Raw genomic sequence first — 13,243 nt, forward strand, 5'->3', positions numbered from 1 at the left:
TTAAGCAGGAAAAAACCTGTTTTTAACATTTCATTTTGGAAAAAGTTTTTTCAGTGATTTTCCAAATTTATTAGAATAAAAAGTATTTGTTTGCGTTAAAAAGAGAGCTGCGCTGAATGTTGACCAGCCCCGGAAAGTAAGCCAGTAGGATTTGTAATGGTGTATTTTCTTCAGCCGGGCAAGAGCGTCTTTGTCAGCGGATTCTGCGATTATTATCAGGGTTATGTCTGAGTTTCTGTGACCGGCTTTTACGGTAAACTTTTTTAATCCTTCATTCCATGCTGTTTCTTCCAGCATGCAAAGGGTTTCTTTTGTAAGATGTTTCTGAATGGAAAAGAATACAAATTCATTGGACTGGCTTTCCGAAACTTTAGCAGCCTTTACAAGAATATACTGTTTGTTTGTGGAATGAAATTCTGCCTGGGCACAGAAAGGCGGTGTGCAGTCAGAGGTGCTTACATCGTAGTAGTTTTTATAAGATTCAAGTAAACGTGAAAGAACTTCTTCGCAATTCATGCCGGTACCTTTGTTTCTATAAATAATATCGACAGCGTACGCATTTATTCAATATTTATAGTAGAAACTTGCACTTACATTTTTTCAATGGAATATTGAATTTAAATCAATAATGAAAAAACTTTGTTGCAGAAAAGGCACCGTTGTTTTATTGTTTCTAGCAGTTAAGGGCGCGCCAGATTTTTCCTTTTGTGAGCATGCAGAAAAGGTCAATAATCCATACAATCCACCAGCCGAAGAAGATACGGAGGATTGCAGCAATTATTTTTCCTTCGCTTGCACGGGTAAGGAAGCCGAAAAGCCATGATGTAAAAGGAATGATTGCGAGAATAAGGCTGAGAAGCCTGCCGAGTCCAAAGTAGTCCTTTGATTTTGCCATAAAATACCTCTTTATTGTTTGGAATGGTTTAAATTATAAGTCTGAATCGAATTTTTTCAAATTAAAAAACCAGATAATTAACACGCCGTAAAACTAAAAAGAGTCTTTCTTGTTAAATAACGTTATTTATGGTATTCTCTCCCCTATGGCATACGAAGTACCTGAGGTCAGAAAATTACCTCCTGTAATTTTCTGACCTGTAGGGGCTGTCCAATAAGTTTATTTTATGTCATTTTCGGGCTCGACCCGAAAATCTATTTATTTATAATATAAGCATTTATAGATTGCCGTATCAAGTACGGCAATGACATTTCAAACTTATTGGTCATCCCCTACGGTATTTTAATTGCAGAAATTTGGACGCGCCGTCCTGGCGCTGATTGTCAGTATAGTCTGGTTGCTGTATTTTTTTTATCTGAAGCAGGCAGATTTTTTATTTACTTTATTATTTTTAGTGTAGTTTATATGGCATACGAAGTAACAGCAACCAGAAGGAGACCGCAGAGGTTTGAGGATCTTGTCGGTCAGGAATTTGTTGCACAGACATTTAAGAATTCCATACAGTCTGGAAAAATAGCTCACGCATATTTGTTTTCTGGTCCCCGTGGCTGCGGAAAAACCTCAACGGCCCGTATTCTTGCAAAGGCTTTGAACTGTGCAAAGGGACCGACCGCTTCTCCCTGCGGAGAGTGTCCTGCATGTAAAGAAATAACTGCAGGTTCTTCTCTTGATGTAATAGAAATAGACGGTGCTTCAAATACCAGCGTAAATGATGTACGCCAGATAAAGGATGAGGTGCTTTTTCCTCCTAACAGCTGCCGCTATAAGATTTATATAATAGATGAAGTTCACATGCTGTCTACTTCGGCATTCAACGCGCTTTTAAAGACAATAGAAGAGCCGCCGCCATATGTAATATTCATTTTTGCTACAACTGAACTTCAGAAAGTGCCGGCAACTATAAAGAGCCGCTGTCAGCAGTTTAACTTCAGGCTTGTTCCTGTAGAAAAAGTAAAGGAACAGCTTGCTGCTGCTGCCGCAGAACTGGGAATGAAAGCTCAGGACGAAGCTTTATACTGGATTGCCCGTGAAGCTGGCGGTTCAATGCGTGACAGTTATACTTTATTTGATCAGGTTGCAGCTTTCAGTGACGGTGAAATTACTTACGAAAAAATCCGCGATAAGCTTGGTCTGGTTGGAGTTGACCGTCTTAACGAGCTTTTTACCCTCTGCATAAACGGAGACAGTCAGACTGCTCTCCTTAAACTTGATGAATATCTTCAGAACGGTGTAAGCATAGAACAGCTTATTTCAAACTGTACGGATTATCTGCGTTCCCTTCTTCTTATAAAGAACGGAGTAAAAAAAGAAGCCCTGCTCGGTCAGAGTGCAGAAAGGTTTTCTAAAGATGTTCTTGAAGCCTGGTCTTCAGTTCAGATAGAAAGGGCTTTGAGTATTTTCCTTAATCTGTACAGGGATATCCGCTATTCCCTTAATTCCCGCTACGAATTTGAGCTGGCGTTAAGCAGGCTCTGCTGGTTAAAGGAATATGTTTCTGCAGCTGAAGTTAAGAAAGCTGTAGACGGAGTAAAACCTCTGCTTGATACTGCTGCATATCCTAGAAAAATACAGACTTATTCAGATGGAACTCCTGCAGAACAGCCGTCTGTTCAGGGAAGACAGCCTTCTGTAAGCCGTCCTGGTGGAATGCCTGTGTTTACGGCTCTTTCCGGAAGTGCACCGGAGTCTGGTCAGGGCAGTCATTCTTTTCCTGAAGGCGGAGCTGAACCGCCGTTAAATAAGTCAGCGGAAGATGAATACGACGGCAGTGAGTGGCAGGCTGCTCCAGAAACAGAACTGGAGCCGGAGTTAAAGCCCGAACCGCAGTTAAAGGCAGAATCTGCTCCGGCAGAAAACAGACCTGCAATTCAGGATGCAACGCCTGAAAAAGTAAGGGATGCAATGGTTGCAGAGTTTTCTGTAAATGATGCCATGCTGGCAAGTGCAATACTTCAGACGGAAAACTGGCAGAAAAATGGAGCCGTGGTTTCCTGCGAAGCAGGCAATGAATATGAGCAGGTTCAGTTGAGGAATGCCTCTTCAAGGATATCTGCCTTTATGTCTCCTGCTTTTGGAGAAACCGTAAAGTTTGAAGTCAGACTTAAAAAGAGGGAAGATGCTGCCGTAAAAAAACAGCTTCCTCCTAAGGTAGAAATGCTCAGAAACATGTTTAAGGGAACTGTTCTGGGATACTAAGGCTTAATTATTTTATTTATACAGGGGAATTTATGAATCCTTTTTCTATGATGAAGAATCTTGCAGGAATGCAGGAACAGTTAAAAAAAGCTCAGGATGAGATTTCTAAAGTTGAAGTTACTGGCAGTGCCGGCGGTAATATGGTTCAGGTTAGGCTTAACGGTAAATTTGAACTTGTTGATATAATTCTTGATCCTATATGCGTAGATAATCGTGATGTTCCCATGCTTCAGGATTTGATTAAGGCTGCCCACCGCAATGCCATGGAAAAAATGCAGGAAACCTTAAAAAGCCAGCTTGGCCCGATGCTTGGCGGCTTAAATATCTGATGGAATTTCTGAAACTATGAATGCCCTTGATGAACTTGCAGAAAGTTTTTCCCGACTTCCTGGAATCGGAAAAAAATCAGCTTTAAGAATTGCCAGTCATGTTTTAAAAGCTGATGATGAGTTTATAAAAAGGTTTGCTTCTCAACTTGTTTCTTTAAAAGAACGGATTCATCCCTGTAATATCTGCGGTGCATGGACAGAAAACCAGCCCTGTCCGATATGCAGCGATCCTACCCGGGATTCTTCTATAATATGTGTAGTTGAGCAGCCTCAGGATGTTACGACAATAAACAACTCTCATGAATATAACGGTCTGTTTCATGTTCTCGGCGGAGTAATTTCTCCTCTGGAAGGAATAGGTCCTGCTCAGCTGAGGCTCGGGGAACTTACTGAAAGGGTAAAGGCAAACGGGGTAAAGGAAGTCATTATTGCCACAAATCCTACTGTTGAAGGAGATACGACGGCCCTTTACATTCAGCGCCTGCTTCAGCCTCTGGAAATTACTGTTACCCGGCTTGCTTCCGGCCTTCCTGTAGGAGGAGACCTTGAATATGCGGACAGGCTTACTCTTGCAAGAAGTTTCAGGGGAAGGTCCGCTTTCTGATATTTTGAGTACTCTTTTGTAAATTCTTTTTTTCAATAATATCCTTTTACAGCTTTTGCAGTTAGAATTCTGCTGATTCTTACATTAGAATATAGTCGCATGAATTTTTTCATAAAAAACTGCAGAAAAACAGGTTTCCTCATACTTACGGCAGCATCTTTTTTTATGCCGGCAGCCGTTCATGCAGAGGGAATTTCCATAGAAAAAGTTCAGAATGACCCTTATTTTACCAATGGTTCGGCTTTTTTACCTGAAGACGAGAACGGTAATCCTTCAAATCAGCAGATGACGGACCCTTCTGACCCGGATACATTTTATAATGCAGAAAACTGGCCTGGAGGACTCAGGGAATTTGATGATGAACCTTCAGAAATCCCTGAAGAGGGAAGCGTGCCTGATGACGGAACCGGTATGGGAAAGGGAGAAACCGTCTTATCTACCGATGAAGAAACCAGGGCAAACGGAACTTTTAATCCTCTTGATGCAAAGTTTAATTTTTCTGCTTCTTACAGGCTTTTTTATTCTCCCACATTTATTGACGGCTGTGTTGCCAGTTATTTTGACGCCTGCTTCGGATTCAATTTTTTTGGAGCAGGTGTAACGGCAGAGTATTTGTTTTTAGGTTCAAAGCAGGTTAAATTCGGAATAGGGGCTTACGGAAACTGGAATTTGCTCAGGCAGAACATGCCGCATTATAAGCTTCACGGACAGCAGTTCAGTGCGGGGGCGCTTTTTGAAGTAAAAGTCATTACATACGAAAAGGATCAGCTTAATTTTCATGCAGGAGCAGGGCTTCTGTATATAAAAGACCTTCAGTTTGATTATGAAAATGATCTTCATTCAGAAAGTACGGAGTGGTATTACCCGGAATTAAGGCTGGGCTTTGATTACGAGTATTTTATTTATGATTATGTAGGGTTCAAGGCAGGAGCAGATGTTGTATGGCCGTTTCTGCTGGAGAAATTTTATCCCATGCTTGACGTTAAACTTGGCATAATTACACGGTTTTAGCTGACAGAGGTTTTTAAGTAAATAAAATGAAAAAAATAAGGCAGTTTTTACAGTTCAGCATTCTCTTTTTACTGTTCGCCGGTAGTTTTTCATGCAGGGTTTTTCATCAGCAGGATAAGATAACGGATTTTCTTGAAGACGGGGCAAACCGCATAAAGATAGTTAAGACTGCATACAATGTTGATGTTCAGATTGATAAGGACGGATACGTGTGCATTCCTTCAAACAGTGACGTGGAAATATATTTTCTGATTCAGAATCCTAAGGGGCTTTCGCTGGACTATAAGCTTGCAAGTCTCCTTGATGATAAGATAATAATCATGCAGAAGGATTACATGAATTATCTTTCTGATGAAGAGAAAGAGATTCTTAATTTTAAAGAAAAAGACTGTTTGTATCCTGATACTAAAGTTGAATACAGTCTGGGACAGCAGCTTCTGTACAGGCTCGAAAAAGGGCTCCGCTATGACGGAACGGTTGTAGATGTTTTAGGACCGGGATGTACCCTGGATCCAAAACTTGGACTTAATGCAGCTTCTTATTCATATAAGCCTGTTGCAGGGGAATTCTTTACGGATGAAGAATATGCTGAATACCGGGCAGCCTGGCTTACTGCAAACGGCTGTACGGAAGCAGACGTTACTTCGGATTCTGACGGGCAGGAAATTGTTGTAGATTCTCAGGGAAATGAATTAAAAGTTCCCCAGACTTTTACAATGAATGTGGAAGCTTATACTTCAAACATTCGCATAAATACTCCGCCTCCTTATGTTCAGGGGGCCTGCATAATGCTTGATGAATCAACAAAAACTGCTTCTTCTACAGGAAATTACGTAATCTGCTTTAACCTTCCTGATACGGTTTTTTATGCAGACGGAATTCACCGGGATGTAAAAAAACTTTACGTTACGGGGCTTAAGGCTTCAAATGCCCGGGAACTGGAAGAGGGAATTGAGCTTAATATTGATTTTGATGCAGGTACCTATACAAATGACGCACTTTCTCTTGAAACAGGAAGTACTGCCAATCTGAAAAAACTGTATGAAAACAATCCTTACTATAATGATGGTATGCCTGCCGTAGAATTTAACCCGGGAGAACATCCGGTTTATATCTGGGATGACGGACACAGTTTTTCTAAGGAGCCGGATTATACGTATACAGTAACCCTTGAAGATGAAGCCGGGCTCCGTTCTACGGTAGTACTTAACAGCCGGTACCTTCAGCTGGATAAACCGACTGCAAGAAACGGGGACAGAACTTATGAGGAAGGAGTGATTTATCTTTCATTCCCGGTAGATGAGGAAGGAAATCCTGCAATTAAGTATTTTGTCCTTAATCTTGTTGCGCCTGATAAAACTGTGGGAACCGCGGTAAAAAACATTACGGACGTTAACGTTCATTATGAAATTTACAGCCTGAATATTCTCCGTGACCAGCACAATACCGGCCTTATTTACACAAACATCGCCAATTATCAGGAAGGAAGTGCCCTGGATGCAAAAGCCCTCCGCCTTACCAACGGTACGCTTTATGACATTCGCGCCTATGCCTACAAAGACGGATATCTTGGCTCAGAACTGGCTCACTGGTACGTAACCAGCGGAAACTACAGGTATGTGGATGTGGAGGTAGAAAGCGGAATCGGCAATTATGGTGTTGAATTCGGCCTTGACCGTTACAACCTTACAAAAGATGCAGATGATAATTATTTGTGGACATCAGAATCCATAGACGAAAACGGTGCTTCAGTTACTGTGCCTGGTGAATATAATTTCATGGTTATGGTAGAAAAGGATGCGGATGGTAAAAAGACTTACCATTGTGACGATTTAACCGCAAATATGACAGTAAAAATCTATAATCTTCCGGAATATCTGGCAACGGGAGAAAAGAATTATTATTCAGATGAAGAAACTGCAGAAATCGTAAAAAGCATGAAGCTGGTGCTTCGGGAAAACTCCGGAATTGAAATGATGTCATACATAGATAATGATGAACTTCTGTCTGCCTGCAGTAAGCTTGTTACTGAAGATTTTTCAGACGATTCTTCTTATCTGGCTGCAAATTCGGAAGCATTGACAGAACGGCAGTGTACTATTCCGATAAAACTGCCTTCTGTTGTTGCTAAAAATGATGAACAGGGAGATATATATTATCGTCTTCAGCTTTATGCAGAAATTGGTACGGAAAAACTGCCGTATAGTGAAGAGTTCCAGGTGCCGATAAGATTTGTATATACTGATGGCAATTAAGGGGGCTGTATATGAAACGATACTTTTTGAGATTCTTTAGTCTGCTCATACTTTTGCTGGTACCTGTATTTGTTTCCTGCAAAGAAGAAGATGACGATGTATCTTATAAAGTAGGAGATATCGTTCTTCTGGATGGAACCTGCATCAGTTATTCTGACAGAAATTCCATTACGGAGGATCAGAAAGCAGCTGCTGTCGGAGTCGTTTATTATGTATATGATTCTGGAAAAAAAGATGATATTACAGCTTATATCAGACAGTCCAAAAATTCAGATGTAAGGAAGATAAAGGCTCTCGCAATTACATTGAAACATCAGCGCCTTACTTCCTGGGCCAGAATGTCTACAACGGGATATAAAACAGATTTTACAGAAATAAAAGCTTCAGAATTAAAAATAGGAACCGAAGCCTGGTCTGTTATTTATAATGCCCTGAATGGAAAGGTTTTGAGTAAAGATGATTATCTGTATGAATTTGACGGAACTCCTGATGCAGAGCCTCTTTATGATGAAGAAGACGGCTGGTATATAACTGAACAGGGAAACGGAATCTTTGAACAGTCTAATTACCCGCTTTTTTATTATGCAAATTCCTATGCTGAAGAAAATTCCCTCTCAGATATAAGTTTTGCAGGCGGTTTTCATATACCTTCTCTTGCTGAATTTGAAAAAATTGCAGATAACATAAAAACTGTTCAGGGCAGTCTTGATGCGGTTGTATCTGACATGTCCCTGGCTTCTTTAGGTCGCTTCTGGACTTCAAATCAGGCTGATGATGCTTCGTCGGCTGATGTATATAATTTTTCTACAGGCTCTTCATCTTCAGCATCTAAATCAACTGAAACACAGGCAGTAACGGTATTTGCCCTGTATTGATCTGTTGTTTTAAGGAAAGTTTATGGTGAGAAGTCTTAGAAATATTGCTTCCGGAGCGTTATTGACAGTTCTCTTTTTTTCCTGTTCAGAGGTTGCCGACCACAAAATTTCTTCAACGGCCGTGGAAGAGGGGGTTGTTTTTGAGAAAGACGGAGAAAAGTGGGTCACCCTGAATGTTAATTCCATCAGTTCCATGCTTCAGGATGCAAGAACTGTCCTGCCGGATTGTCCTGATCTGTATTTTTCTTTAACAGCATCAACAGTTATGAATTCTTCCGGTGATGCGGATGTTTCTTTTTCGGCAGCTGCAGCGTCAGATGAATTTGTACCGGATGTTTATTATGCTTCTCAAAAAAATAAAATGAGCGGGCTGAATGTTACACTAAAAATTGGACGTGCTTATTATTTTACCGTTTATGGAACGGAAGAATCTGCTGCTCAGTTAAGTACTGATTCTACTTTTTTTGGTGCAGATTATACTGGAAAAACCTCTTCTTCTGATTTTGGGGCGCTTTCTAGAGTTCAGAGAGATTTTTTTGATACGCTTCAGAGCGGTATTTATACAAATTCATATACCTATGATTCTGAGCTGGTTTATTACGGAGTTCGTGAAAAACTCGGGGAACTGCTTTTAAATTCTGCTGTAGTAAAGGGAACTTCACAGTTTTACTTTGAAGAAAATGCTGAGGGGGGAATATCTGTTTATGCCGGTTCGGATAATTCTGGAACTTTGTCCCGGGTGGTAAGCGTTGATGTTGATTCTACCGGAACTGAGGGAACAGGTTATGCTTTTATTCCTGTAGATCTGGCTGCAACTTATTCAACTGATTCTTCTGATGTGACGGGAGCTTATTCCGTTACTCAGCTGGGACTGTCCGTTGCTAAAATACGTTTGCAGTGGACCAGCCGTAATAATGCCGAGAATGACGGATACATGGATATTCCGGTTTCATATGCCGGAAATACCTACATTAATTCACGGTATAATACTAAGTTTGCGTTAAAACCGTACATTAATGTCGGAAACTATGACGTAGACCTGATTTTATATTCAAAAGACACCGGCGGTAACTATTCAGATGTTTTTATGATTCATGATACCATGGAAATTCTTAAGAATCAGGAATCTGTACTTCTGGGTTCCGGTTCTCATTATTCTTCCGGAATTGAATTTACCATGACTTATGCAGGGGATCCTTCTTCTACAGGAGAGAATGCTTCTTCAACTTATAACTATACAGGTGAATATGTGTATTCCGGCTATACGGGAAAAGCTGAAAAGGGCTATAAAATTTCAGCTTCAAATATAAAGAATTACTTTAGAACGGTTTTTTATGTAAGCGGAAGCGGCGGAAACCTTATTTCCTGTACAGACGGAAGTGAAACGGGATCCATCCTGTATCCTTTTAAGTCTGTTGCAGATGCAGTTGATGCTATTTTTAACGGAACAAAAGGTGTTGCAAACGGTTACGGGGCTTCTACTACGGAGTGGAACATTATTATTGACGGAATTCCTGAAGTTCAGCAGGATGTCAGCATTGTATATGATTCTTCTGTTGCAGGCGGACGGGATTTTAATGTGGTCATACGCAATTACAACGGAAGCAGTACTGTAAATATTGTTAAGTATTTTACGGTAGAAAATTCAAGTTCAAATGATATGAATTTTACGTTTACTAATATTACCTGGTCAAATCCAGATTTTAAGGTTTTTGAAAATACTGGAACCGGAAATATTAATGTTGTAGTGAATTAAATATCAGGAGGTAAAACGGTTTTCCATAAACACTTATAAATGATTTTTTTTGCACTTCTATATAAAAAAGTTTGTTGAATGTTAAATTTGTTGGAATTCTTTCCTGGAAAATTGAATTCCGGCATTTATGCTTTATAATTTCTCTTGTGTTTTCGACGGGAAGGGAAATTTATGTCCAATTTCTTTTGGAAAGGAGAACGAACTATGAAGAAACGGATTTCTTTATTTACAGGCGTTCTTGCAGTGCTTACGGTGCTCGCATTTAGTGCCTGCTCTTTTGGTGTAAAAGAGTCTAAATCATCTTCAACCGACGGTATTGAAATCGGTGAAATTTTTGAAAAAAATGGTGAGAAGTTTGTAACAATCACTATGAACTCTTCTAACAGCATTATACAGAATGCCCGTACCATTTTACCGGACAGTCCGGAACTTTACTTTTCTGTAACGGCATCTACTGCTGAGTATGCTGCTGCGACAGAAACAACTCTGGCTGGTACACTTTCAAATGCTGTTGCGACGGGCGCTAATTTAAGTACGACAAATGTTCTGATAGAAAATGAGGCTGACTGTTCTTATGCAACAAGTACGGCTGCTTCTACAGGTTATGTTGCAGACCCGTATTATGGAAATACAGTAAATAAAATGGACGGCATTACCCTTACCCTTAAGGTTGGTTATGCTTACAACTTTACGGTATATGCAACTGCTGTTCCTGCAGGTGCCGGTGCAAAGGATGTTAACGGTGCATTGATTACTCCAGAACCGGAAAGTATGTCAAATCTTCTGTTCAGTACTGATGTAACCGGTAATACGACTTACTCTGATTATTCTTCTCCTGCAATTTCTGGTGTAGGTAAGACAAAGGCTGATACGATTAATGGAAGTTCTACAAAAAATGATGAAATTCATTATGCTGTACGCCAGATTCTTGTAGAACATCTTGCAATGAATGCAATCGTAAAGGGTCATGCTTACTATTACATCGGACAGGATGGAAACGGTAACGCAACAATCTATAAAGGAACTGATCTTTCTGTAAATGATACGGATCCTGCAGGTCTTTCTGATACCGTTACTATTGCCGCAAGTTCAGACGGTATTACAGGTACTGGTACTGCATATATCCCTGTTTATCTTGAAGCAACGGATGCTCTGACGGAAGGTCTTGCAGTAAGAAAGATTAAGTTTGCATGGACAAACAGGGGTGGTGATACCAGTAAGGACGGCTTTTGTGAATTTGAAGTAAAAGGCGATACTACTCTTAAAAATAATGTAACCGGCTGGTTTGCCCTGAACCCGACAATTCAGGTTGGTGAATATGATACAGACCTCATTCTCTTTGGTAATCCAAATAGTGACAATACCTTTGAAGATATTTTTACTATTCACGATACATTGATTGTATGGAAAAACCAGGAATCTGTCCTGCTTGGTAAAGGCTCATATTACACAGCTTATGATCATGCTACAAACAAACCGACGGGGCTCAGTTTTAAAGGTACATCATTCGATGCTCCTCCAACTGATACTAAAGCAGCAATCGGATATAAGATTACGGCAGAAAATATTAAGCGTTATTTCCGCACGGTATTCTATGTAACCGGTGGTCAGAAACTTCTTACTGCTGATGCAAATGCTGCTGACCGTACAGGTTCTATTCTTCATCCGTTTGCCAGCGTTCAGGAAGCTCTTGATGCTATTACTGGAACGACAGGTAAGTATGGTCTTAAGAATGGATATGGTTCTTCTACTACAGACTGGAACATTATTGTTGATGAAGTTGAAACAACTCCTACAGCCGTTGCTTATGAATATACAGCTGCTGATGCTGATTCAAGAGACTTTAATCTTACTATCCGTAGGTATAATGGTGCTTCAACAGATGTTTCTACACTTACTAAAGGATTCACTTTAACTAATACTTCAGGTCAGACGGTTAATCTTACGATGACAAACATTTTGTATAACGGCGGCGGTACGGCTGCTGATTATGCAGTTACAAATACGACAGGAAGTGTTGTTGCAGATCTTCATACTGTAGGATGGACAGAAGCTGATTCCAGCAGTGTTACATTCCTTGATGCCAGTGCAGATGCCGGAACTCTTAAGGTTTACGGCGATAAGCTTACCTGGTCTGCAGCTGCTGATACCGGCGTATTTACTCTTTCTGGTGATTTGTACCTTATTGATTCTCATGTAGGTACATCTGCTGCTTCCCGCGGACTTACAACTGATCCTGCTGCATCTGCCGGTAAAGTTGTTCTTTATGCAGAATATACAGGTTATACAGATGGTCTTATTTATGCTGATCCTGATGCGCTTATGGATACAGGTAAGTATGTTATAACAGTTATGAATATTTCTAACTTTAACAATGCAGATCCTGGAGATGGTGACGGTGGAGTATATAATAAGCCTGTTGTAAGCTGGGATTACAAAAATAAAGCAGATGATTATGGAGCAATAACTGCTACATCTTATGTTCCGGTTGACTTTACAAAGTCTTTTGTCCTTTCGGATGCCTTTGTTGACGGTGATAATGCTCAGTATGACTCTGACGGTGATAGTGTTGCTGATGCAAACCTCTGGAAGCGTAAGCTTGTTGCATATCGTGGTGATTCTGACGGTAAGATTTATGTTATGGCAGAAAATCAGAACATAAATATCGGTTTTGAAGAAAATGCGCTTCATGTAGAGCAGGTTCTTCCAAATGCTGATGTTGAACTTAAAGCATCAGAAATCAGTGCTGCTACACCTACGAATAATACATTTACTATAAAGCTTAAGGTAACCAGTACATCTCCTGCACTTTCACCTGCAAATGGTGCTGCTGTTCTTGAAAAACTTAAGTCTTCAGTTCTGTTTGCGGATGATACTACTGCAAATGCCAACGGAACTCTTAAGATTATATTTGGTTCAAATCAGGCATCATCACCAACAGGATCAGTAATTACAGATGGATATGATACGGATACAACACGTTCTCAGTTCAAGACATTTGTAACTGCTGCAGATACAGTTGCTTCTGCTACGGATGAAAATGCAGCTGCCTTTACAAATGATACTTCAACAGCTTATTACGATATTGTAATTACGGTTCAGCCTGTAGTTGGAACTGACCTCGGTGCTAATGATTATCAGACATATTACGTACAGTGGTATGCTTCACTTTCAACTAATGCTAATGCAGTATTTACAAACATAACTGCAATCAACATTGAAAATGATCTTTAACAGTTGATGTGAATAACTTCCCCGGAAT

The 13,243-nt window shown here is 40.2% G+C and carries 10 protein-coding genes; 8 read left to right on the forward strand and 2 right to left on the reverse strand.

Annotated elements, in window-relative coordinates; genetic code table 11:
- Positions 1-30: 30 nt before the first annotated feature.
- Both HNP77_RS07790 and HNP77_RS07795 read right to left on the reverse strand, forming a co-directional pair.
- Positions 31-516, reverse strand: a complete 486-nt coding sequence (locus tag HNP77_RS07790; RefSeq protein ID WP_184652609.1) for a DUF8052 family protein — start codon at positions 514-516, stop codon at positions 31-33.
- A gap of 157 nt (positions 517-673) precedes the next feature.
- On the reverse strand, positions 674-895 hold the full coding sequence (locus HNP77_RS07795; protein WP_184652610.1) for a hypothetical protein: 222 nt from the start codon (positions 893-895) through the stop codon (positions 674-676).
- A 465-nt stretch (positions 896-1,360) separates the two neighbouring features.
- Here HNP77_RS07795 and dnaX point away from each other — a divergent pair, with 465 nt between their 5' ends.
- From dnaX to HNP77_RS07835, 8 genes are all read left to right on the forward strand, one after another.
- The gene (gene dnaX / locus HNP77_RS07800) at positions 1,361-3,151 is read left to right on the forward strand and encodes a DNA polymerase III subunit gamma/tau (protein WP_184652611.1); all 1,791 of its coding nucleotides are present in this window, start codon (positions 1,361-1,363) and stop codon (positions 3,149-3,151) included.
- A gap of 32 nt (positions 3,152-3,183) precedes the next feature.
- Positions 3,184-3,480, forward strand: a complete 297-nt coding sequence (locus HNP77_RS07805; protein ID WP_184652612.1) for a YbaB/EbfC family nucleoid-associated protein — start codon at positions 3,184-3,186, stop codon at positions 3,478-3,480.
- A gap of 16 nt (positions 3,481-3,496) precedes the next feature.
- The gene (gene recR / locus HNP77_RS07810) at positions 3,497-4,084 is read left to right on the forward strand and encodes a recombination mediator RecR (RefSeq protein ID WP_184652613.1); all 588 of its coding nucleotides are present in this window, start codon (positions 3,497-3,499) and stop codon (positions 4,082-4,084) included.
- Positions 4,085-4,183: 99 nt separating this feature from the next.
- A complete protein-coding gene (locus tag HNP77_RS07815; RefSeq protein WP_184652614.1) occupies positions 4,184-5,095 on the forward strand; it encodes a hypothetical protein in 912 nt (303 codons plus the stop codon).
- Positions 5,096-5,121: 26 nt separating this feature from the next.
- On the forward strand, positions 5,122-7,350 hold the full coding sequence (locus HNP77_RS07820) for a hypothetical protein (RefSeq protein ID WP_184652615.1): 2,229 nt from the start codon (positions 5,122-5,124) through the stop codon (positions 7,348-7,350).
- 11 nt (positions 7,351-7,361) lie between these two features.
- Positions 7,362-8,225 carry a hypothetical protein gene (locus HNP77_RS07825; RefSeq protein WP_184652616.1) on the forward strand — a complete coding sequence of 288 codons (864 nt, stop codon included), beginning with the start codon at positions 7,362-7,364 and terminating at the stop codon, positions 8,223-8,225.
- A 22-nt stretch (positions 8,226-8,247) separates the two neighbouring features.
- The gene (locus HNP77_RS07830) at positions 8,248-9,981 is read left to right on the forward strand and encodes a hypothetical protein (protein WP_184652617.1); all 1,734 of its coding nucleotides are present in this window, start codon (positions 8,248-8,250) and stop codon (positions 9,979-9,981) included.
- A gap of 204 nt (positions 9,982-10,185) precedes the next feature.
- Positions 10,186-13,215, forward strand: a complete 3,030-nt coding sequence (locus HNP77_RS07835) for a hypothetical protein (protein WP_184652618.1) — start codon at positions 10,186-10,188, stop codon at positions 13,213-13,215.
- The last annotated feature ends 28 nt before the right edge of the window (positions 13,216-13,243 follow it).

Origin of the sequence: Treponema rectale (assembly GCF_014202035.1) — a bacterium.
GTDB lineage: Bacteria > Spirochaetota > Spirochaetia > Treponematales > Treponemataceae > Treponema_D > Treponema_D rectale.